23 protein-coding genes and 1 pseudogene are annotated in these 21,328 nt (G+C 61.4%); 13 read left to right on the top strand and 11 right to left on the bottom strand.

What is annotated here, in order from left to right:
- The first annotated feature begins 151 nt into the window (after nt 1–151).
- Nucleotides 152–421, top strand: coding sequence for a hypothetical protein (locus G9X67_RS07760; RefSeq protein WP_003541697.1), 270 nt, complete (start codon nt 152–154; stop codon nt 419–421).
- Between the two features lie 148 nt (nt 422–569).
- Here G9X67_RS07760 and G9X67_RS07755 read toward each other — a convergent pair.
- Nucleotides 570–1,012: pseudogene (locus G9X67_RS07755) on the bottom strand (aminotransferase class IV); the annotation flags it as partial.
- 308 nt (nt 1,013–1,320) lie between these two features.
- Between G9X67_RS07755 and G9X67_RS07750 the strand changes: the two are divergent.
- Genes G9X67_RS07750 through G9X67_RS07740 form a run of 3 tightly spaced genes read left to right on the top strand, consistent with a single transcriptional unit; the run spans nt 1,321 to nt 3,915 of the window.
- The gene (locus tag G9X67_RS07750; protein WP_017989072.1) at nt 1,321–1,812 is read left to right on the top strand and encodes a MarR family transcriptional regulator; all 492 of its coding nucleotides are present in this window, start codon (nt 1,321–1,323) and stop codon (nt 1,810–1,812) included.
- Nucleotides 1,813–2,514 carry a response regulator transcription factor gene (locus tag G9X67_RS07745; RefSeq protein ID WP_011652933.1) on the top strand — a complete coding sequence of 234 codons (702 nt, stop codon included), beginning with the start codon at nt 1,813–1,815 and terminating at the stop codon, nt 2,512–2,514. It abuts the gene before it with no gap.
- Nucleotides 2,515–2,538: 24 nt separating this feature from the next.
- A complete protein-coding gene (locus G9X67_RS07740) occupies nt 2,539–3,915 on the top strand; it encodes an ATP-binding protein (protein ID WP_025395442.1) in 1,377 nt (458 codons plus the stop codon).
- Here G9X67_RS07740 and G9X67_RS07735 read toward each other — a convergent pair.
- On the bottom strand, nt 3,912–4,373 hold the full coding sequence (locus G9X67_RS07735) for a helix-turn-helix domain-containing protein (protein ID WP_171598438.1): 462 nt from the start codon (nt 4,371–4,373) through the stop codon (nt 3,912–3,914). The genes G9X67_RS07740 and G9X67_RS07735 overlap by 4 nt on opposite strands.
- 34 nt (nt 4,374–4,407) lie before the next feature.
- Between G9X67_RS07735 and G9X67_RS07730 the strand changes: the two genes are divergently transcribed.
- On the top strand, nt 4,408–5,274 hold the full coding sequence (locus G9X67_RS07730; RefSeq protein ID WP_171598437.1) for an oxidoreductase: 867 nt from the start codon (nt 4,408–4,410) through the stop codon (nt 5,272–5,274).
- Nucleotides 5,275–5,334: 60 nt separating this feature from the next.
- Here the strand turns inward: G9X67_RS07730 and G9X67_RS07725 are convergent, their stop codons facing one another.
- The 3 genes from G9X67_RS07725 to G9X67_RS07715 form a co-directional block, all read right to left on the bottom strand.
- Nucleotides 5,335–5,790: a BA14K family protein gene (locus G9X67_RS07725; protein ID WP_171598436.1), complete on the bottom strand. Its 456-nt coding sequence runs from the start codon at nt 5,788–5,790 to the stop codon at nt 5,335–5,337.
- Between the two features lie 140 nt (nt 5,791–5,930).
- Nucleotides 5,931–6,146 (bottom strand): cold-shock protein, encoded by a 216-nt coding sequence (locus G9X67_RS07720; protein WP_003561293.1) that lies wholly within the window; start codon nt 6,144–6,146, stop codon nt 5,931–5,933.
- A gap of 486 nt (nt 6,147–6,632) precedes the next feature.
- Nucleotides 6,633–7,523, bottom strand: a complete 891-nt coding sequence (locus G9X67_RS07715) for a DMT family transporter (RefSeq protein ID WP_171598435.1) — start codon at nt 7,521–7,523, stop codon at nt 6,633–6,635.
- Between the two features lie 99 nt (nt 7,524–7,622).
- Here G9X67_RS07715 and G9X67_RS07710 point away from each other — a divergent pair, with 99 nt between their 5' ends.
- Nucleotides 7,623–8,090, top strand: coding sequence for a DUF3052 domain-containing protein (locus G9X67_RS07710; protein ID WP_171598434.1), 468 nt, complete (start codon nt 7,623–7,625; stop codon nt 8,088–8,090).
- Between the two features lie 4 nt (nt 8,091–8,094).
- Here G9X67_RS07710 and G9X67_RS07705 read toward each other — a convergent pair whose 3' ends face one another.
- From G9X67_RS07705 to G9X67_RS07695, 3 genes are read right to left on the bottom strand one after another with little or no spacing between them, the layout of a single operon-like run.
- Nucleotides 8,095–9,237 (bottom strand): PQQ-dependent sugar dehydrogenase, encoded by a 1,143-nt coding sequence (locus tag G9X67_RS07705; RefSeq protein WP_171598433.1) that lies wholly within the window; start codon nt 9,235–9,237, stop codon nt 8,095–8,097.
- Between the two features lie 59 nt (nt 9,238–9,296).
- Complete coding sequence (locus G9X67_RS07700) at nt 9,297–10,070, bottom strand: class GN sortase (protein WP_168257729.1); 774 nt, start codon at nt 10,068–10,070, stop codon at nt 9,297–9,299.
- Nucleotides 10,060–12,447 (bottom strand): marine proteobacterial sortase target protein, encoded by a 2,388-nt coding sequence (locus G9X67_RS07695; protein WP_138330412.1) that lies wholly within the window; start codon nt 12,445–12,447, stop codon nt 10,060–10,062. The genes G9X67_RS07700 and G9X67_RS07695 overlap by 11 nt, the downstream gene beginning before the upstream one ends.
- 384 nt (nt 12,448–12,831) lie before the next feature.
- On the opposite strand from G9X67_RS07695, the gene G9X67_RS07690 reads away from it, so the two are divergent.
- The 5 genes from G9X67_RS07690 to G9X67_RS07670 all read left to right on the top strand — a co-directional run bounded on the left by G9X67_RS07690 (nt 12,832) and on the right by G9X67_RS07670 (nt 16,788).
- Complete coding sequence (locus G9X67_RS07690) at nt 12,832–14,034, top strand: pyridoxal phosphate-dependent aminotransferase (RefSeq protein WP_138330413.1); 1,203 nt, start codon at nt 12,832–12,834, stop codon at nt 14,032–14,034.
- Nucleotides 14,035–14,135: 101 nt separating this feature from the next.
- A complete protein-coding gene (locus tag G9X67_RS07685) occupies nt 14,136–14,396 on the top strand; it encodes a type II toxin-antitoxin system prevent-host-death family antitoxin (protein WP_011652922.1) in 261 nt (86 codons plus the stop codon).
- A 2-nt stretch (nt 14,397–14,398) separates the two neighbouring features.
- Nucleotides 14,399–14,785 (top strand): type II toxin-antitoxin system VapC family toxin, encoded by a 387-nt coding sequence (locus G9X67_RS07680; protein ID WP_138387481.1) that lies wholly within the window; start codon nt 14,399–14,401, stop codon nt 14,783–14,785.
- Nucleotides 14,786–14,885: 100 nt separating this feature from the next.
- Nucleotides 14,886–15,872, top strand: a complete 987-nt coding sequence (locus tag G9X67_RS07675; RefSeq protein ID WP_138330414.1) for a glycosyltransferase family 8 protein — start codon at nt 14,886–14,888, stop codon at nt 15,870–15,872.
- A gap of 46 nt (nt 15,873–15,918) precedes the next feature.
- A complete protein-coding gene (locus G9X67_RS07670) occupies nt 15,919–16,788 on the top strand; it encodes a 3-deoxy-manno-octulosonate cytidylyltransferase (protein ID WP_138330415.1) in 870 nt (289 codons plus the stop codon).
- Between the two features lie 96 nt (nt 16,789–16,884).
- Here the strand turns inward: G9X67_RS07670 and G9X67_RS07665 are convergent, their stop codons facing one another.
- On the bottom strand, nt 16,885–17,982 hold the full coding sequence (locus G9X67_RS07665; protein WP_138330416.1) for a calcium:proton antiporter: 1,098 nt from the start codon (nt 17,980–17,982) through the stop codon (nt 16,885–16,887).
- 231 nt (nt 17,983–18,213) lie between these two features.
- Between G9X67_RS07665 and G9X67_RS07660 the strand changes: the two genes are divergently transcribed.
- Nucleotides 18,214–18,501, top strand: coding sequence for a DUF2188 domain-containing protein (locus tag G9X67_RS07660; RefSeq protein WP_012758413.1), 288 nt, complete (start codon nt 18,214–18,216; stop codon nt 18,499–18,501).
- On the opposite strand, the gene G9X67_RS07655 is transcribed toward G9X67_RS07660, so the two are convergent.
- Nucleotides 18,498–19,013, bottom strand: a complete 516-nt coding sequence (locus tag G9X67_RS07655) for a GrpB family protein (RefSeq protein WP_138330417.1) — start codon at nt 19,011–19,013, stop codon at nt 18,498–18,500. The genes G9X67_RS07660 and G9X67_RS07655 overlap by 4 nt on opposite strands.
- Nucleotides 18,991–19,917, bottom strand: coding sequence for a LysR family transcriptional regulator (locus G9X67_RS07650; RefSeq protein ID WP_138330418.1), 927 nt, complete (start codon nt 19,915–19,917; stop codon nt 18,991–18,993). Before G9X67_RS07650 ends, G9X67_RS07655 begins: the two co-directional genes overlap by 23 nt.
- A gap of 94 nt (nt 19,918–20,011) precedes the next feature.
- Between G9X67_RS07650 and G9X67_RS07645 the strand changes: the two genes are divergently transcribed.
- Entirely contained in the window at nt 20,012–21,034 is a 1,023-nt protein-coding gene (locus G9X67_RS07645; RefSeq protein WP_138330419.1) for an NAD(P)H-binding protein, read from the top strand.
- Nucleotides 21,035–21,328: the final 294 nt, after the last annotated feature.

The following is a 21,328-nucleotide window of genomic DNA, read 5'->3' as shown; positions in this document are numbered from 1 at the left end:
TCGGACCGCCTCGTTCCGGGGCGCTTCTCCCTGCCTTAATCCCGCATCGGTTGATTTTTCTTAACGCTTTCCTCCAAAATATGATAAAATACTAATATGCCGAAGATTCGGCATGGATCGGCGATCGGGGAGATCGCCAGAGGAGGAAATCATGGAAGCCCTACTTCCGCTCATCACACAATTGATTGCCGGCGCAATCGGCGGCAACGCCGCGAGCGCCGCTTTGAAGCAGCAGGCGATCAACGTCGTTGCCCGTACGATCGCCGGTGCGATCGGCGGCGTCGCCGGTGGCATGCTGCTCAGCATGGTCGGTGGGGAAGCGGCTATGACTGGCCTGATCGCCGACGGCATCGGCGGCCTGATCGGCGGCGGCATTCTCTCGACGCTCGCCGGACTGGTCATGGCGCGGGCTCATAGATAAAGGCCCGACGGGTCTGTATCTACAGCGCCGCGCGTCTTTTCAGACGCGCAAAGGACGCTGTAGCACTTTGAACCGCTGCATAATTTCATCCTTAAACCGATTCCGATTTAAGGAATTATGCAGTGGCCGGACCGATTGCGTGAGGCCCTTATCCGGCGGCGATCGCCGCCGGATAGACTTCCTTCATGTAGTCGTTCATCGGCGTTTCGGAGATCGTCGACGGCGCGAAGCGATACGGGCCGATTTCGGAAACCGGGTCGATGACAGTCTGGCGGATGATACCGTTCAGGAAGCAATCCGGGGTCGGCGTATGAATGACGCCGTGCTTGGTGAAGAAGATGTTGGCGCCGGTCGCTTCGGCGATCTGGCCGCGATAATCGAGCATCATCGCATCGGCGTTGCCCTTGGCTTCGGCGGCTTGCTTGGAATGGTGCAGATCACGTAGAGACCGGCAGCCTTGGAGGCGCAGGGCGCCGTCTTCGGATCGGGACGACGGTATTCGGCGATATCGAGGCGGAGGCCCTTCAGCTTTTCGCTCGGGTTGAAATAGCTGCCCCATTGCCAGATGGCGATGGCGACATTGATGCGGTTGGCCTGCGTCCCCGTCCAGCTGATCCAAAGGAATCGAAGCCATCCCCAAACTCCTCCGGCGCTTCAAACGCCATGCCTGTTGATTGTTGTCCCCATTACGTTTTATCCACAGACGCAAGGGGAAATCGCGTATTGCGTCGGAGTGCCGGACGGGCCTTGTTTTCTGGGGAAATGCCAGGGAGATGAGAGGCCGTGCGGGGCTCCCGCAGAGTTCGCGGAAGCTAATAGCGACGCAAATTTATGTCAATAAAGCTGACATATCTTCGCGAAAGCTTCCGGCAGCGCGCGGAAAAGAAAGGAAATGCCGAGTGTCACGACAGACCGGCCCGAAAGCAGGCAAGCCAGAGCCGCTAGCCACGCCGATGGAAGATACTGATATCATCGATTTCGAGATCATCGAGCTGTTCTTCTTCGCCTATCGCGACTTCGTTTCCGATCCTGACGCTATCCTCGAAAAGAGCGGCTTCGGCCGGGCGCATCACCGCGTCGTGCATTTCGTCAACCGCAATCCCGGCATGACGGTAGCCGATCTTCTCGAAACGCTGAAGATCACCAAGCAGAGCCTTGCAAGGGTGCTGAAACAGCTGATCGACTCAGGCTATATTCGCCAGGTGGCAGGTCCTGAAGACCGGCGGCAGCGCAAGCTCTATCCGACGAAATCGGGGCGAGAGCTGGCGCTTGCCCTTGCCGAGCCGCAATCGCGCCGCATTGAGCGGGCATTCGAAGGGGCTTCTGCGGAGGTGCGGGAGGGCGTAAAAGCTTTCCTCAGCGGCATGCGGGACAGACAGAAGGCGGATTGAATGGCGGTCAAGACAGATATTTCCGACGATGCGGCGCACTTGCTTGTGGTCGATGACGACTCCCGCATCCGTGCGCTGCTCAATCGCTATCTCGCCGAAAACGGCTTCCGCGTCACCGTCGCCGCCGACGGCGCCGAGGCGCAGCGCAAGCTTGCGGGTCTCGACTTCGACCTGATCATCATGGATGTGATGATGCCCGGCGAATCCGGCATCGAGGTTACCCGCGGGCTTCGCGCCATCAAGAACGTCCCGATCATCATGCTGACGGCGCTGGCAGAATCGGGCAACCGCATCGAAGGCCTCGAGGCGGGCGCCGACGACTATCTTTCCAAGCCATTCGACCCGCGCGAACTGGTGCTGCGCATCAACAACATCCTGCGCCGCAACGCCGGTGGCGAGGGACCGAAGATCGAACAGGTGATGTTCGGCCCCTACACCTTCTCGCTGACCCGCAAGGAGCTGAAGAAAGCCAGCGAGGTGATCCGGCTCACCGACCGCGAGCAGGAGATCATGCTGCTCTTTGCGCGGCGCGCTGGCGACACGATCCCCCGCCATGAACTGATCGGCAACGATACCGAAGTCGGCGAGCGGACGATCGACGTGCAGATCAACCGGCTGAGGCGTAAGATCGAGGACGATCCCGCCAATCCCGTCTGGCTGCAGACCGTGCGCGGCATCGGATACAGGCTGAGCATCGACTAAACTCAAGGTTCGGGACCGGCGCTGATGGTGACGATCGACAGTTTGCGGCGGGAAGACCGCACTTCTGCGCCGGGCTGGCGCTCGATCGTCCGCTGGCTGCGCCGGCGGCTGCCGACCGGACTTTACGCGCGTTCGCTGCTGATCATCATCATTCCGATGGTGCTCCTGCAATCCGTCGTCGCCGCCGTCTTCATGGAGCGCCACTGGCAAATGGTGACGGAGCGGCTGTCGCTTGCGGTCACCCGTGACATCGCCGCGATCATCGAGATCATCGAGACCTATCCGCAGAATTCGGACTATAGCGAGATCATCCGCATCGCCCGCGACCAGCTCAGCCTGCAGATCTCGATCGAGCCGGACGGCGACCTGCCGCCGCCGCGCGTCAAGCCTTTCTTCTCGATCCTCGACGGCATCCTCAGCGACGAGATCACCGACGAGATCCATCGGCCTTTCTGGATCGACACGGTCGGCAACTCGAACCTCGTCGAGATCCGCATCAAACTCGACAACAAGATCCTGCGGGTGCTGACCAAGCGCAGCCAGACCTATGCCTCGAACACGCATATCTTCATCGTCTGGATGGTCGGCACCTCGCTGGTGCTGATCGGCATCTCGATCCTCTTCCTGCGCGGGCAGATCCGGCCGATCCTGACCTTGGCGCGCGCGGCCGAAAGCTTCGGCAAGGGGCAGAAGCCCGATAATTTCTATCCGCGGGGTGCCGACGAGGTCAGGCGCGCCGGCCTTGCCTTCATCCTGATGCGCGAGCGAATCGAACGGCAGATCGAGCAGCGCACCGCGATGCTCTCCGGCGTCAGCCATGATCTGCGCACCATCCTCACCCGCTTCAAGCTGCAGCTGGCGCTGGCCGGCGACAACCCCGATCTGCATGGCCTCAACGATGACGTCAACGACATGCAGACCATGCTGGAGGCCTATATGGCCTTCGCACGCGGCGAGGTCGAAGAGGATGTCGGCGAGCTGAAACTCAGCGAGATCTTCGCAAAGCTGGAATCGGATTTCGCCCTGCACGGTAAAAAATTCAGCTATTCCATCGAAGGCGATGACGATATCTCCGTCCGGCCGAACGCCTTCATGCGTCTCGTCACCAACCTTGCCTCAAACGCGCGCCGATATGCCGACAGGCTCGACATCGAGGCCAAGCACAATGCCAAATGGCTGACCGTCATCTTCGACGATGACGGTCCTGGCATTCCCGAAAAGAACCGTGAGGACGTGTTCAAGCCGTTCTTCCGGCTGGATACGGCGCGTAACCTCGATGCATCAGGCACCGGGCTCGGCCTGGCGATCGCCCGCGACATCGCCCGCAGCCACGGCGGCAACGTCACGCTCAGTGACAGCCCGCTCGGTGGGCTGAGGGCAACGATCCGCATTCCGGCTTAAGCGTTGGCGGTAGCTGTCAGCTTGACGGCTTTGCGCGCATCGAAATCGTCCAGGCGTTGGACGATCCAGCGCCAGAGCGCGGCGACCTGCATGAGGAGATCGCGTCCGAGCGGCGTCAACTCATATTCGACGCGCGGCGGCACTTGGGGATAAAGCGTGCGGATGACGAGGCCATCGCTTTCGAGGGTGCGCAGCGTCTGCGTCAGCACTTTCTGGCTGATGCCATCGACCCTCTCCATAAGGCGCGAGAAGCGCAGGGGGGCCCCCGCATCGGAGAGCACATGCAGGATGCGCAGCGGCCATTTCGCCGCCGCCCGTTCGATCAGGTCACGGGCCCGCCCATCCTGTTCGTCCGTCATGCTGCTGCAGAAATCGAACATGTCACTGGTCAACTCAGTTACCTCAAGGTGTGTATAGATCGTCTGGGTACCTTCTTTCGATCGGATACAATAGATCATACATGAACCGGGAACCAAAGAAGGAGGGTTTCCGATGTTCAGAGTCTGGTTGATAACAGGGAGTTCACGCGGTCTCGGCCGGGCGCTGGCGGAGGCGGTATTGGCCGCCGGCGACAATCTGGTGGCGACGGCGCGCGATCCCGGCCAGCTTGCCGATCTCTCCGAACGGTATGGCGATCAGGTGCTGACGCTGGCGCTTGACGTGACCGACGAGGCAGTGGCAGCGGCGGCAGTCAAGGCCGGTGTGAAGAGGTTCGGGCGCATCGACGTGCTTGTCAACAATGCCGGCTACGGCAATGTCGGCTCGATCGAGGATACCAGCCTTGCCGATTTCCGCGCCCAGATCGAGACCAACCTCTTCGGCACGATCATCATGACCAAGGCAGTCGTCGCCCTGATGCGCGGGCAGGGGGCGGGGCACATCATCCAGTTCTCATCCGTCGGCGGCCGGATCGGACCTGCCGGCCGCGGCGCCTATTCGACGGCGAAATTCGGTGTCGAGGGTTTTTCCGAGGTGTTGTCGAAGGAGGTCGCGCCGTTCGGCATCAGGGTAACGGTGATCGAGCCCGGCGGCTTCAGGACCGATTTCGCCGGCTCTTCGACGGTGCTTGCCGAAGGGCGACAGGACTATGCGGAGACGGTCGGCGCTACGGTGCGCTTCCAGCGTGAATATGATGGTCGCCAGCCCGGCGATCCTGCCAAAGCGGCTGCGGTCGTCATCCACATCGCCGGTCTCGACGAGCCGCCATTCCGGCTGCTGCTGGGCAGCGATGCGGTCCACAACGTCGAAAAGGCAGATGCGGCGCGTATCGAAGCCGATCGGATGTGGCGCACCGTGAGCGTCTCGACCGATTTTGATGCTGAGGCCGAGTCGCTGCCCTGGAAAAAGAAGGCCGGTTGACCCAGGCAAAACAAAAGCGCCGCTGAAAAGCGGCGCTTTGCATCAGGGATATTCGACCATTCAGCCGGCGGTGCAGAAGTGGCTGCGACCGTCATTGCCGATATAAGTGCCGCTACGCGGATCGAAGGTGCGGTAGCGGTAGGAGCAGTAACGCTGCCATTGCGGCGACCAGGGCTCCACCGCCGTGCGGACCGGCTCGTAATATTGCGGCTGATCGACATAGACGCGGCGCGGGGCACGATAGACCGGAGCCGGCTCGTAGTAATCCGGCTCGTAGGCCGGGTCGATGTAGCGGCGCTCTTCGTAAACCGGACCGTTATTGGCATTGGCGATGGCAGAGCCGACGATCAGGCCGGTCGCAAGGCCGACGGCGCCGCCGACCCACGCATCGTTGTTGCCGTGATTGCCATGGCGCCAATGGCGGTCGCGGGCCGACGCTTCACCGATGGCGGAAAGCGTGAGTGCGGCAGCGGTTGCCGTCAGCAGAAGGGTCTTGGCGAGCCTGTTCATCAGCATAATCCTAATCCCGGGAACCGAACGCCGGTCCCTTTCTCGATGGTCGCAGTCGTAGAGATTTTTAGCTGAACGAAGGCTGAACGACAAAACCCGGCATTGCTGCCGGGCTTCAACTCGAATTCGCCAGCCTTGTTAAGGGTTCAGCCCGCAATCTGCAGATTGACGGCCTTCGGGCCCTTGCCGCGGCGATCCGGCTCCGTGTCGAAGCTTACCTTCTGGTTTTCCGTCAGACCGGCCAGGCCGGAGGCCTGAACGGCAGAAATGTGAACGAAGATATCGGCGCCGCCCCGGTCCGGCTTGATGAAGCCGAAGCCTTTGTCGGTATTGAAGAATTTTACAGTGCCAGTCTCTGCCATGCCTCAGGTCCTTTTCTCTCTGCCCGCCATCCACACGGGCAGCATCATAGCATTGCCTCCTTGCGGGAGGTGTTGGCAGGCAATTCTTGAAATTTGAGAAAAAGGTCCCCTCTACCTCGGCCTGTTCCAGGCAGGACTTTCGCCCGCCATTTTCGGAACCGGCTGACCGGGATATTAGCGTTCCCGGCGCGCAAATACTTAAGGACTTCCCATGCTCGCAAAATGCCCGAACGCGCTGAGAGTGCTGCGTTTAAAGGATTTTGGCAAGCAAAAGTTTTTTAACGTGTCGTTCCTGGCACATCCCTGCCGATATCCAATTTGCGCAAAAACGCAAAATTTCCTTCGCCGATAGGGAATGATTAACGTTTTATATCGTCGGCAATATAAGTTCCGAGCAGATTTTCCCAAAAATGCAACGTGAACGCGTCTCCCGCATTCGATAAATTTTTTTCCCGATGGGTGACCCACCCATATTTGGACGCGTGTTCACGTGGCTGGCAGGCGTCGGCGGGTCAATCCGGGCACGAGTTCGACCACAAGCATAGCGATAAACATGAGCGCGCAACCTGCATAACCTGTTACCGGCATCGTCTCACCGAGCAGCAGGGCTGCAAGCGAGGCACCGAAGAGCGCTTCGGAAGAAAGAAAGATCGCGGCCTGCGAAGGCGTCGTGTAGCGCTGGGCGATCACCTGCAGCACGAACGCCACGCCCGAGGAAAAGATGCCGACATAAAGGATTTCCGGCGCCGCGGCCCGTATCGCCGAAAGGCTGACAGGTTCGACGGCTGCGGCAACGGCCAGCGCACAGACTGCGGTAACGGCAAATTGCGTGGCGGAGAGCGCGAGCGGCCTTCCGGTCTCCGAAACGGTCGTGCCGGCAAGGGTGATCTGGATCGCCCAGAAGACGGCACAGACGACGGTCAGCAGATCGCCAGGTGTCAGCGCCGAGAGGTGGCCGCCGGACAGGAGATAGATGCCGGTGACCGCCATCAGCGCGCCCGGCCAGATGATCCAATGCGGGGCACGGCGCAGAAAGAACACGGCGATAACAGGTACGAAGACGACATAGAGGCCGGTGATGAAGCTGGAATTCGTCACCGTCGTCGTCTGCAGGCCGACCTGCTGCGTGGCTGCGCCGCCGAAAAGGGCAAGGCCGATCAGGATATAGAGCTTCGCATGGCGTGCGCTGGTCTTCTCCTTTGCCTTGCGCGCTTCAAAAAGGACGAAGGGCAGCACGGCCAGCGTGGCGACGGCAAAGCGCAGGCCAATGAACCAGAAGGGGCCGATCGCCTTCATCGCCGTCGACTGCGCGACGAAGCCGCCGCCCCAGATGGCGGCTGCGAGCAATAGGAGAAGGTTCGCCTGAACGCGCGTCATGTCGTCCTCAATGGGAAGGGAGATGTGCCCCGGCGGTTAGCAGTTGCGTTTCCTCCAGGCAAGGGTGAAGATTTCATGCCTGACGACGGAGGTGAGGCCATGCGACACCAAGAATGGAAGCCGGCCGGTGATGCCTCGCCCAGAACGGCAGGCTATTCCGGCACGCCGCTCGTCAGGAAACTCGGCCTTGCACACGGGCAGGCGGCTGCTCTTCTCGGCATTCCTGAAACGATCGTCGCCATCAATGGTTTCGACGGTTTTGCGTCGGTCGTCCGCGCGCTTCCCGAGACGCCTCAGCGCATGTTCGACTATGTGCATTTGTTTACGACAGAACGGGCGGCGCTGGAGGCGGCCGCGCTTGCGCTTTTCCATGCCCTGAGGCGGGATGGGATGGTCTGGATTTCCTGGCCGAAGAAGAGTTCCCGCGTGCCGACCGACATCACCGAGGACGTGCTGCGGGAGGTTCTGCTCCCAATCGGTCTGGTCGACGTCAAAGTCTGCGCCGTCGACGAGATCTGGTCCGGGCTGAAATTCGTCATCCGCAAGGAATTGCGCGGCTTGCTGTGACGTCTCAGCCGTTACGGGCTTGGGCCCTCGAGATCCTGAGCAGCGCGCCGTCGTCCTCGTCCGTCACCATCAGCAGCGCTCCGTCGGGTGCAACGACGACGTCGCGGACGCGGCCGTATTCGCCCTTGAACAGGCGCTCTTCGGTGACGAAGGCGCCGCCGTCGTCACGCTGCATGCGCGAGAGCAGCTGGAACTTCAGCGCCGCGACGAGGAAATTGCCGTCCCATTCCGGGAACATGGCGCCGCGATAGACGACGAGCGCGCCCGGCGCGATCGAAGGATCCCAATAATGCAGCGGCTGTTCCAGCCCCTCCTTGGCGGTGCCTTCGCCGATCTCGGCACCCGAATAGTCTCGGCCATAGGTGATGATCGGCCAGCCGTAATTCTTGCCGGCCTCGGGCTGATTGATCTCGTCGCCGCCGCGCGCGCCGTGTTCGACGGTATAGAGCTTGCCATCCTTGGCGTCGAAGGTGATGCCCTGCGGGTTGCGGTGGCCTTTCGACCAGATTTCCGGCAACGCCTTGCCGCCGTCCTTGAACGGATTGTCGGCAGGAATGCTGCCATCGGGATTGATGTGGATGATCGAGCCGGCATCGTCCTGCCAGTTCTGCGAGCGGTCGCGATTGCCGCGATCGCCGACGCTGATGAACAGCGAGCCGTCACCTGATATCGCGATACGCGAGCCGTACTGGATATTGCCTGACGTGAAGCGCCGCATCGTGAAGATAGGCGTCACGGCATCGAGTGCCTTTTCGTCAGTGGAAAGCTTGGCGCTGAAGGCTTGAGTGCCGGAGCCCTGGCTGTTGGCGATGGCGGCGGTGAAATAGAGTTTGCGAGATGTGGCAAAGTCCGGTGCGAGCGCCACGTCCATCAGGCCACCCTGGCCACGGGCGCTGACCTTGGGCACGCCCCCAATCGGGTCGGAGACCTTGCCGTCGCGGACGATGCGCATGCGGCCCGGCCGCTCGGTGACGAGATAGGCGCCATCGGGCAACACCTCCACCGCCCAGGGATGTTCGAGGCCGTCGGCGAGCTTGTCGACACGGACGGCGAGATCCTGAGTGTTGATGGTATCGGCTGCATCCGCGGACACGGCGCCGAACAGGACCAGCGCTGCGGCGAAATGGAAGGCGGGCATTCTCTTCATCTTGCTTCCCCGTCGTCTCTTCAGGCTGAACGTGGAGCGGGCAGGGGAGAGCTTCAACCTCATTCGGTCTGCAATAACGGCTTTGTGTTCGGCGGCTGAACCGAGCCCGTCGCCTGGTCGTCGACCAATTCTGCCTCAAGGATGTAGCGCAGCGGCCCGCGTTCGGTGGCATTGAAGGGCCAGCAGGTGGTCAGCACCAGGCGGTGGCCATCGGAGGAGGGATCGATGCCGTTGGCATCCCACGGGGCGATGCGGCCCTCGCCGGCCTTGAAGGTCAATAGTTTGCCGTCGCGGCGAGTGACCTCGATCGTATCGCCCGGCCTTATATATTGCAGCCAGCGGAAATGCGTGTCGCGATGGGCGGCGATGACGGAGGTGCCTTCCTCGCCGGGCTGCGGCGTGTTGGCGAGCCAGGCCGGACCGAAGGCCAGAGCCTCGCCGGAGGCGCCGGAGAGCACGATCGCCTCCTTGCCGAGGCGCGGGGCGCGCACCTTGGCCTCCGTGGTGAAATCCGCCCAGGGCCAGGGTTTTGTCTCTTTCCCCTGAAGCTCCGCGGCGAAGGCGCGTTTCAGCAGGATCTGGGAGAGTTCCGCTTTCGCCTTTAGCAGGAAACCGTCGCCGATCAGCGCCAAGCCATAGAAGGCAAGGCCGGCGATGGCAAAGGCGATCGCCTTTTCGATCGAGGAAAGACGCCAGAGGAAGAAACCCTTCCGCTGGCGAGGCTTTGGCATGTCGTGGGCCGTGGCGGCGGCCATGGCGAGTTCCAGATAGGTCGGAAGCGGCTCGAATTCGGCCGCTTCCTCGTTCTGGCTTGCGGAGAGCCTAGAGACCATTGCGCTTGGCTCCGACCGCGATCATGCGCTTGAGGCGGCGGCGCCAGACGGCCAGTCCGCTTGCCGCCGTCAGCGCCAGGAGCAGCATGGTCAGCCCGCGGATGATCTGCTCGTCGGCGCGCGTCGCCGTCTGCGGCAGGTTCACGGTCGTGCTTTTTTGCGCGATTATGGTGGCTGCCTTGGCGGTCGGGGCTGCGGCCATCATGTTTGCGATCTCAGGCGATGCGACAAGTGCCTGTGTTTCGGCTGCAGCCTGCTCCGGTCCGGCGTTTCCTGCCGGCGTAGCCGAGCCACGACGTTCTACGCCGCCAAGAGGAGCAGCGTTTTCGCCGGAGACTTTATCGAAATCCCAGCCATCCGGCAGGTTGAGCGGCAGCTTGGCCGAGCCGAGCGGCTGATCGGCCGGGCGCGACGGGGTGACATCCACGGCGACCAAGCTGGTGACGCGGGAGACGAGATGGTGGACGAGCGCCACGGTCTCGATATCTTTGTCGAGCGCGGCCGGATCCTGCCGTTCATAGGCACGGGCCTCGAAATCGTCGATCTTGCGCCGTGCCCAGAGCTTGGAAATACCGTTGCCGTCGGCGGCATTGGCGATATCCATCTCGACGCGCCAGGGCTGATCGCCTGTCTTGCCGATGATCTGCAGCTTGCCGGCGGGCTTATCGTCAGGCAGCTGCGCGGTCAGCACGACGGGTTCGCCGCTGTAGAGGTCCGGCATCGGGTTCGGCGTGATATCCTCGACTTTTATGCCTTGGAAGGTCGCGGCGATATCGGTCATGGCCGGGTTCTGCAGCTTGGCGAAAAGCTCGCCCATGCGGCTTGCCACCTGGTCGGTCGAGCCGATCGCCGTAAAGGTCCCGCGGCCGATCTCGGCAGCTTTGGTCATGAAATAGGTGTTCGGGGCCGAGCCGATGCCGACGGTGAAGACGCGGGCATCGCCGCGGTTTGCGGTGATTTCCTGGAACAGCTGCCGTTCGTTGCCGATCGCGCCATCCGTCAGGAACACGACCTGACGCAGCGCGCCGCTTATAACCGGTCCCTGGTTTCGCAACGCATCCTCAAGAGCAGGCAGCATTTCCGTGCCGCCGTCAGCGGTGAGGCCCCTGACATAGGCGATCGCCTTTTCGCGATTGTCAGGCGTCGCAGCAACGAGACCCTTGAAATAGTCAGTCATCGTATCGTCGAAACGGATGACGTTGAAGCGGTCGTCGGGGTTCAGCTTGGAGATGGCAAGCGCCAGGCTCTGCCTCGCCTGCTCGATCGACGGGCCGGACATGGAGCCGGAATTGTCGATGACGAAGACCACTTCGCGTTTTGCCGGCGGCGCTGCCGTATCCGGGGCCGTGGGCGGGGTGACGAAGGCGAGCAGATAGGTCTTACCATCAATCACTTCGCGGAAGAGGCCGGCGCTCGGCATCTTTCCGGGAGCGGCCTTCCAGGTGAGTTCGAAATCCTTATCGGCGGGAACGGTGTCCGCCTTCAGGCTGATCGTCCTCGCCTGGTCGCCATCCTGGCTGATATCGACCGCATGGAAGGACGACTTAACATCGCCGAGCGGGAAACCGGCCCGGAGGTCGACGGTCAGCGAAACCGGATTGATCCTGGCGTTCTCACGCGGATCGAGCACGGGGGCTTCGATCTTGTCGCGGTTTTCCACCGGGTCGCGCGGCGTGGCGAAACCGGCGCCGTTGTTGAACTCGACAGTCTGGACGATCGGCGCCGGATTGTAGCGCGGAGCGACGACCATCGGGAAGCGCAACGAGAACTCGCCACCCGACTGGTGGATGGTCTGCTGATATTCGATCTGGACGACGATGGTTTCGCCGGGACCGATATTGGCGACCTGGTTGGTGAAGATGTTCGGCCGCTGCTGCTCGAGCAAAGCCGTCTTCTTGCCCTCGGCCTTGGCCTGTTCGTAGATCTCGCGGGCTTCCTGGCGCGGTTTGATCTGGCCTTCGATGAAGCGTTCGCCGATCTGCATTTTCAGCGCGTCGACGGCGGAATTGTCCGGTAGCGGGAAGACATAGGTGCCTTCGACCCAACCCTGGCTCGGATTCTGGAAGCGCTGCGTCACCTTCACCCTGGCGATCGGGCCGGAGACATCGATGGCGACATCGGTTTTCAGCCGCGGCGCTTCGACATAGAAGCCCGGCTCTTTCGACGGAAAGAGCAGCGAGCCGCTATTGACGTCGTTCGGCCGGACAAGCGCTGCGAGCTGGGCGGATGCCTGCGGCGTCTCGGCGGCGCGGGCGGCGGAGGCAAGCCCCAGTATCGCGGCGATGCAGGCGGCAAAGGCGGTGACGGCAACAAGGACTGAAACGGAAATTCGGCGCGCACGAATGCGCCCTATGGCAAACTCATCTTCCAGAAACATTGGCATACCCTCAATAACCAATTTCGGATGCCGGATGATGCGGCTTCGATCTCGGCGCGCTCGCGACCGAATTGCGGCGTGGCGCGGCATTTGTTGCGGCTTATTCGTGGCAATGGCCGAATCCGACGATGCCACTGATTTCAGGGGATAAATCCGGATGACTTCAGAGATTGATTCAAGATCTTCGCATGGCGTTTCGACCTCGTGAAGCAAGCCTCTCCGAAGGGCACGGCATGCCGGGTGGACGGCGTGGCGAACCGATCAATAAGAATCATGCCACCATGACGCCTTTCCGCTTGAAATGCCGTCATACATTGGACATAGAGCTAACCGCAGAACTCCGGTCCCGGCTTTCTGCCCGTTTCAACCATTAGGACCGTTATCATGGCTTTCCTTGCCGATGCTCTTTCCCGTGTGAAGCCTTCAGCCACCATCGCCGTCTCCCAGAAAGCGCGCGAGCTGAAAGCAAAAGGACGTGACGTCATCGGCCTTGGCGCGGGTGAACCGGATTTCGATACGCCCGATAATATCAAGACGGCCGCCATCGACGCGATCAACCGCGGCGAGACGAAGTACACGCCGGTTTCCGGTATCCCGGAACTGCGCAAGGCGATCGCCGCCAAGTTCAAGCGCGAGAACGGCCTCGACTATTCCTGGGAGCAGACGATCGTCGGCACCGGCGGCAAGCAAATCCTTTTCAACGCCTTCATGGCGACGCTGAACCCCGGCGACGAAGTCGTCATCCCGGCGCCTTACTGGGTTTCCTATCCTGAGATGGTGGCGCTGTGCGGCGGCACACCGGTTTTCGTTTCGGCCACCCAGGAGCATAACTTCAAGCTCCAGGCCGCCGATCTCGAAAAGGCGATCACGCCGAAGACCAAGTGGTTCATCTTCAACTCACCGTCCAACCCGACGGGGGCGGCCTATACGCAGGACGAGCTGAAGGCGCTGACGGATGTGCTGATGAAACATCCGCAGGTCTGGGTGCTGACCGACGACATGTACGAGCACCTGACCTATGGCGACTTCAAGTTCGTCACGCCTGTGGAAGTCGAGCCGAAGCTCTACGACCGCACGCTGACGATGAATGGTGTCTCCAAGGCCTATGCGATGACCGGCTGGCGTATCGGCTATGCCGCCGGTCCGATCCAGCTTATCAAGGCCATGGACATGATCCAGGGTCAGCAGACTTCGGGTGCGACATCGATTGCCCAGTGGGCGGCTGTCGAAGCGCTGAATGGCACACAGGACTTCATCCCTGCGAACAAGAAGATCTTCGAGGGCCGTCGCGATCTCGTCGTTTCCATGCTGAATCAGGCCAAGGGCATTGTTTGCCCGGTGCCGGAAGGCGCTTTCTACGTCTATCCGTCCTGCAAGGGCCTGATCGGCAAGACGGCTCCGTCGGGCAAGGTGATCGAGACGGACGAGGATTTCGTTTCCGAGCTTCTGGAAACGGAAGGCGTCGCCGTCGTTCACGGTTCGGCCTTCGGTCTCGGCCCGAACTTCCGCATCTCCTACGCGACTTCGGAAGAGCTGCTCGAGGAAGCTTGCCGCCGCATCCAGCGCTTCTGCGGCGCCTGCAAGTAAGCGGTTCTCAAAAACACCAATCGAAGGCCTGCTGGCGACGGCGGGCCTTTTTCTTTGCGGCGACGTTGACGATGTAGCTGCATGTAGCTACATTTACCCTCATGAAGACCGTTTCGATCCGTGATGCGAAGAACCGCCTGACCGAACTCGCCCGTGAGGTCGAGGAAGGTGAAACCATTGTCGTGACACGCAACGGCCGGCCGGTGTTCGATCTCGTGCCGCATCAAAAACGCGGCGGTTTGAACCTGGAGGCCGGCGAAGCCTATCTTCGTTCCAAGGGTATCACGCGGACGGAGATGTATATCGCCGACGACTTCGACGATCCGTTGCCGGAAGATTTCCTTCTCAAGCCGCTGCCGTGATCATGCGTGTGCTACTCGACACGCATATGGTCATCGCAATCGTCCAACGAAAGCTGACGGACCGTTTTCCTGATGTCCAACGCGTGCTTTTGAACGCTGCGACCGAAGGTTTCGTCAGCGTCGCAAGCCTTTGGGAAATCGCGATCAAGACACGACTTGGCAAGTTGCAGCCGGGACTAACCCTGGACGTTATTCCAGCCTACCTGCAGGGCACCGGGCTGACGATCCTGCCCATCGATATCGCGCACGTCATCACCGCCGCCGACTCCGAGCCGGAGACGCGCGATCCCTTCGATCGCCTGCTGCTTGCGCAATGCAAGGTCGAGGGGCTGCAGCTTGCAACAGTCGACCGGCTGCTCGTTGATCATCCATTGGCGCTGCGGCTCTAAGTTCACGTTCCGATTCAATATGCTCCTCATCTGAATCCGCTTTACCTCGCAAGTCGTTGAATTCCGATTCAAAACGTGACGCAGAGGGACGTTTTGGCGGGTGATCTGCGGTTGCGGGTTGGCATCAAACCAACTAGATATCCGGCATCAGTTTAAGTCGCCGCTTCGGGAGGCCGGGATTTTGCAGCAGAGTGCCGTGATCGTCTGTTCGGATGTCAACATGCTGCCGGCCGCCTGCTGCACCCTGCTTTCCGTCAAGCGCAATCTCTCAGGTTCCACTGTTGAGTTTCTGCTTCTCGGCATCGACCTCAAGCCGAACGAGATCGCCGAGGTCGGAAATTTCGCTCGGCTGCACGGCATGGCTATCAAGGTGCTGCCCTACAATACGCCGGATACGGCGCTGCAGGCGCGGGGTCGCTGGTCGGGCGCGACGCTCGCGCGGCTCTACATGGATCTGCACATTCCCGATCATGTCGAGCGCCTGCTTTATCTCGATGCCGATGTGCTTGCGGTTGCGCCGGTCGACGACATCTTCGCCATGGATTTGCAGGGCAAGGCGCTTGCCGCCATAGACGATTATGTCATGGCCTTTCCCGAGAAGGCCGGCGCACGGCAGCGGAAGATCGGCATGGGCGAGGGCGGCCGCTATTTCAATGCGGGCGTGCTGCTGTTCGACTGGTCGGCCTGTCGGTCGAGGGGGCTTTTTGCCAGGACACGGGAGATTTTCGAGGAGCGGTCGCATCTTTTCGAGAATAACGACCAGGATGCGCTGAACGTCACTTTCGATGGCGACTGGCTGGTGCTCGATCCGCGCTGGAACACGCAGACCGGCCTCCTGCCTTTCGTCGGCCAGCCGGCGATCATCCATTTCACCGGCCGGAAAAAGCCGTGGCAGGCGACTGTGCCGTGGGTGCATCGCCGGATGGCCAAGCGTTATGCCGAGGATCTCGCCAATACGCCATGGGCTTCCTTCTGCAGGCAGCCGTCGATGACGGGCCGGATCGCGGGGTTCCTTTCGCATTTGGGAAAGCGGATCGGCGGGCTGGCGCGGCTGGCACGGACACGCGCTTATTTCAGCAACAGCTAGTGGGGCGGCAAAGCGCATCGTCCTTGGAAAGTGCATGTGAGCCGATATGGAAGCAATCCCCAGCGACACGCAGACAATGGCCGCCCCGGATAGCGGCTTCAATTTTCTGACGCCGGAGGCGTGGAAGGCGCTGTTGTCGCATTATTCCCACGTCGTGCTGGTGGCAAACAGCGAAGCCGTCGACTTCAAACGGCTGCGAAGCGAATTGCCGGAGACGGCGCTCTACGTCTTCTTCAACAATGTCTATAAGGTGCTCGACGAACCCTTCGCCGGCCATGCGGTGCTGTTTGCCCGCAGCGGCGTGATGGGCGCCAATATCGTCCACAGGCGCGAGGCGGCGGATGTCCTGCGCTTCTTTGCCGGCGACGATTTTTTGGGCGTCGTCAACATTCGCGTTTCCCCGGAGGAAAACTTCAGCGAAGAGGGCCGCTTCGAAGGCGCTGAAACCCGTCACCTTGATCTGACGAAAATGCTCGTCGATCTCTACCCGGTGGGCAAGATCGCGACGAGTGGTTTTGCGGTGGCGCTGTGGCTCGCCGAGCTGCAACTGCCGGGCAAGATCCTGCTTGCCGGCTTTTCGGCGAAGAGGAGCGAGAAGTGGAAGGTCTTCGACGTGCACGACTGGACGTTCGAGCAGATCTTCCTGCGTCTCTTTGCACGGATGGGCACGATCTCGATGATGGGCGGCGTGGACGCTAGCCCCTATGCGGCAATTGCCAGACGGTTTCCACAGGTGCCGCCGATCGAGATCGCGATGACGGCGGCCGAAGTCCTGTCGGAACGGCTCCACAACGCAAATAGCCAGATCGACAGGCTCATGTCCGTCACCAAATCCATCCGCGCCATCGAGGGTTTCTTCCGGCGCTTCAAGCCGAAAACCCGCAAGCAGCGTTTCCTCGAAAAGTCGAAGGAATGACTGTCGAAGCTCTCCTCAAAAGGTGGGGCTGGCAGGCCGCTCTGTGAGTTGACGCTACGTGCACGGATAGCTGCTCTTGTCGGGGAGGCGCAGCCTTCAAAGCCCCAGCGCCGTCAGCATGACGAAGGTGGCGAAGAGGATGAAATGCGTCATGCCCTCGATGGCGTTGGTCTCGCCGTCGTTGAGGTTGATCGCGGCGGCAATCAGCGTGATCGCCACCATCACCGTCTGTACCGGGGTCATCGCCATGATGAAGGGCTGGCCGGTATAGAGCGCGATCGCCTCCATGACGGGCACCGTCAGAATGACCGTCGACAGCGAGGCGCCCATGGCGATGTTGACCGTCGCCTGCATGCGGTTCCTGAGTGCTGCCCTCAATGCGGTCAGGATCTCGGGGGCGGCCGAAATCGCTGCGACGACGACGGCGGTCACGGCGATCGGCGCGCCGCTGTCGCGCAGGCCTTCGGTCATGAAGGCCGCCATGAACTCCGCGAGCAGGCCGATGATGACGACGCCGGCGAGAATGGTGGCGATCGAGATCGCGGCCGACCCGTCGGGGCCATGCGCATCCGGGCTTTCTTTCTTCCGTTCGGAGCGCGGATAGCTGTAGCTGAAGAAATAGCTGTGCTGGCCAACCTGCATGCGCAGGAAGAGGCCGTAGAGCGCGATCATTGCGACGATGGTGAAGGCGGAATAATAGTGCCATTTGTCGCTGGGCACGAATTCCGGCACGATCATCGAAATGCCCATGGCGGTGAGGATCATCACGCCGTAGGTCTTGCCGGAATTGTCGTTGTAGGGCTGTTCGCCGTGCTTGAGGCCGCCGAGCAGAGCGGCCAGGCCGAGAATGCCGTTGATATCGAGCATCAAGGCCGAATAGATAGTGTCGCGCACCAGCGTCGGCGAGCTCTCGCTGCCCATCATGATGGCGAGGATGATGACTTCGACGGCGACGGCTGAGAGCGTCAGGATCATCGTGCCATAGGGATCGCCGACCTTGACGGCGAGCAACTCGGCATGATGGGCCACGCGGATCGAGGCGAGTACGATGGTGCCGACCAGGCCAGCGGCGGCAATCAGTGCGACGCCGCGCCCCATCTCGATCACCGCGTGTTCCAAGAAATAGGCGATCGCTGCAACGACAAGTGCGGCGACCAAAAACTTTTCCTCTTTAAAGCGTGACGCGATCCCCAAGCCTTAGCTCCTGTCCCGATTCATGCGTTCTATCTAAGTCACTGATTTCGCATATCAAGAAAGCTCCGGTCGAGTGCCATTTGCAGTCTTCGGCGTTTAATGGAATACTGAACGTCATCGGGGCCGGAAAGCAGATCGCGGCGTCCTCGAATTCTCGTCAAGCGGCCGCGATGATCCGGATCTTTTCCGGAAGCGTGCGAATGCGCAACAAGAAGATGAGGAGACGGATGCATGATCAAGGTGGTCTACGAAGTCGTGCCGCATGACGGCGGCTGGGCCTACAGGCTGGGAGGTGTCTATTCAGAGGCATTCCCGACCCATGCCGATGCGCTCGAAGCTGCGCGCATCGTCGCGGCCGAACAGCAGGTCGGCGGCGATTCCGCCGAGATCAGTTGGCAGGACGAGAACGGCAAGTGGCATGAAGAATATGCCGAAGGCGGCGACCGGCCGGAAACCGAGGTGGTGGACGGCCAGTGGAAGGATCGCCCGGCCGAGGCCTCGCAAGGCATCGGCAGCTAACCATCTCCCGCCAATGCCCGCGCGACGATCGCATCGACGAATTCGCGCTTACGCGCAGTATAGCGGTCGCCGTCCATCCGGAATTCGGCTGCCAGCCTGCGTTTGAGTACGGCATAATCGGCCGCCGCCTGCGGATGCGCGATGAGATAATCCCGGAAAGCCAGCCTGTTTCGATGCGTGCCGTTGCCGGAAGGGCAAAGGTAGACCCGTTCTGCCGGCACCGAACCTTTCGATAGAAAAGCCCAGACATCGTCGTCATAGCGGTTGCCGCGCGGCTCGTAGCCTTCGGCCAGAAGCACGCGTGTGGCGTCCTCGATATGCCCCAGGCCAGGAAGAACGATGTCGATATCGATAAGCGGCTTGGCCATCATGCCCGGTATGGACGTGCTGCCGATGTGATCGATGGCGAGCGCCTGCGGCAGCAAAGCCAGAAGCCTGCCGCGGATGCGCTGGAAGGCTTGCAGCCATTGCGGATCATAGGGCGCGAGTTCAACCGGATTGTGCGTTGCCATCTCGTTCCCGCCAGGTCGAATATCGATGATAGTCCTGCAGGCCCTTGACCAACGCGTCGAAGGTGGCACGGCAGCGCGGCGAAGTCTTCAGGCTCTCATGCATCGCCACCCACGTGCCGAGCGGAATGGCGAAGGCATCGGGCAGGACGTGGACAAGGTCAGGGTTCCCTCGGGCAAGTCCGATCTGGCAGAGACCGATGCCGACGCCGGCGCGGATCGCCGAAAGCTGGGCAAGATTACTGTCGGTTCTGTAGGAGAAATTGATGCCGGGCACCGCATAGCGTTTCATCGCCATGCGGACATAGGCCGTCTGCCGGTCGAAGCCGATGAGCCGGTGGTTTGCGAGGTCGGCCAGGGTTTGCGGAATGCCGTGTCGTTCGAGATAGCGGCGATGGGCATGAAAGCCGAGGGGGATATCGCCGATGCGGCGCACGACGAGTGCAGCCTGCTGCGGCTCGGCCATGCGCACGGCAATATCGGCCTCGCGGTTCACCAGATCCTCGATCATATCGGATGCCGAGAGTTCGATCTGCAGTTCGGGATTGGTCTCCTGCAGCGGTCCGAGAATCGCCGGCAGCACTTCGACGGCGATGACTTCGCTGGCGCTGACCCTGACCGTTCCCGCCACGCGCTCGCGCTGGCCGGATGCGGTGCGCAAAAGGGCGGCGGTGGTTGCCGCCAGCGTTTCGGCATAGGGCCTCAGCGCCAGTGCGGCGTCGGTCGGCAGCAGGCCATTCGGTGAGCGGGTGAAGAGTTCGGCGCCGATCGCCAGTTCCAGTGCATCGACATGGCGGCCTATGGTCGGCTGGGTCAGCCCCAGTTCGCGGGCGGCGGCCGAAAGCGACCCCTGCTGAAGCACAGTCAGAAAACTGCGGTAGAAATCCCAGCTCGGTTCCTCGCTCATATATTTTTGTATATCAGATGTATTTCTTTCGTCAATTTCGTTTATGCCGCTCTGATGGCATGATCCTCTCATCCGATCGAAGGAGATGATTGTCATGAGCAGTGAAATGAAGACGACGGCCCTGGTTCTCGGCGCAACCGGCGGTATCGGCAGCGCGGTTGCCCGCAAGCTGCTTGCGCGCGGCTGGCGCATTCGGGCGCTTAACCGTGATGCTGCCAAGGCGTCGAGGAGCGAGTCGGCTTTCGAATGGGTGCAGGGCGATGCGATGAATGCCGGTGACGTCCTGAGGGCGGCTGAAGGCGTCGGCCTGATCGTCCATGCCGTCAATCCGCCCGGCTACCGCGACTGGGAAACGCTGGTGCTGCCGATGCTCGACAATGCCATCGCCGCTGCTCGCGCTGTCGGCGTGCGCATCGTGCTGCCGGGCAACGTCTATAATTTTGGGCCCGATGCTCTGCCGGCGCCGACGGAAGAAAGCCCGCAGCATCCGGTGACGAAGAAGGGGGCGATCCGGGTCGAAATGGAGAAGCGGCTGAAGGCGGCATCACAGTCCGGCGCCTGCGTCATCATTGTCAGGGCGGGGGATTTCTTCGGCCCAGGCACGACGGCCAATAGCTGGTTTTCGTCCGGTCTCGTGACCCCAGGCAAGCCGGTCGGCACGATCAGGAACCCGGGTCAGCGCGGCATCGGTCATCAATGGGTCTACCTGCCCGACATGTCGGAAACCATCGCCCAGCTCGTCGAGCGGGCCGATCGGCTGCCGGCCTTCGCCGTCTATCACATGGAGGGCTTCTGGGATGCGGACGGTATGCAGATGGCCGAAGCAATCAAGCGCGTCGCCGGCGGCAAGGCGAAGATCGGTGGCTTTCCCTGGTGGATCGTGCCGCTGGCGGCGCCCTTTATTCCTGTGATGCGGGAGATCAAGGAGATGCGCTATCTCTGGAAGGTGCCGGTGCGGATGCGGAATACCAGGCTTACGGCGGAACTCGCCAGCGAACCGCAGACACCGATCGACGAGGCGGTCAGGGCTTCGCTCGTGGCGCTCGGCTGCCTGCCCGAACTGCATCGTGACACGGCAGTTGCCTTTATCGGGCACCCGTCGCAGAACGCGGGTTAGAGCCTTTCCGGGTTAGATTGCAGCATTCTGTTGGCTCAAACGGAGTCGGATGGTCGACCGGCCGGCGCGCGTCGTAGCCCCGCTCTACGGCCAAGCCGGCCGGTCGATCAGCCGGCCCGTTTCAGCCAACCCTCCCGCAGATTTGCGGGGCAAATCTGCAAGACTTAAGAATCGCCGGACGCACCTATTGCTTCGCATGGCGAAGCAGTGCGGCCGGTGGGCCGGGCATCTTTGCGCCAGGATCAGAGGCGATCGGCTCGGACGTACCAAGGGGTATGCCCTTCGCCAATCGCC

The sequence above is a fragment of the Rhizobium sp. WYCCWR 11152 genome (assembly GCF_013087615.1).
GTDB lineage: Bacteria > Pseudomonadota > Alphaproteobacteria > Rhizobiales > Rhizobiaceae > Rhizobium > Rhizobium indicum.
This window is presented reverse-complemented; position numbering and strand designations above follow the sequence as displayed.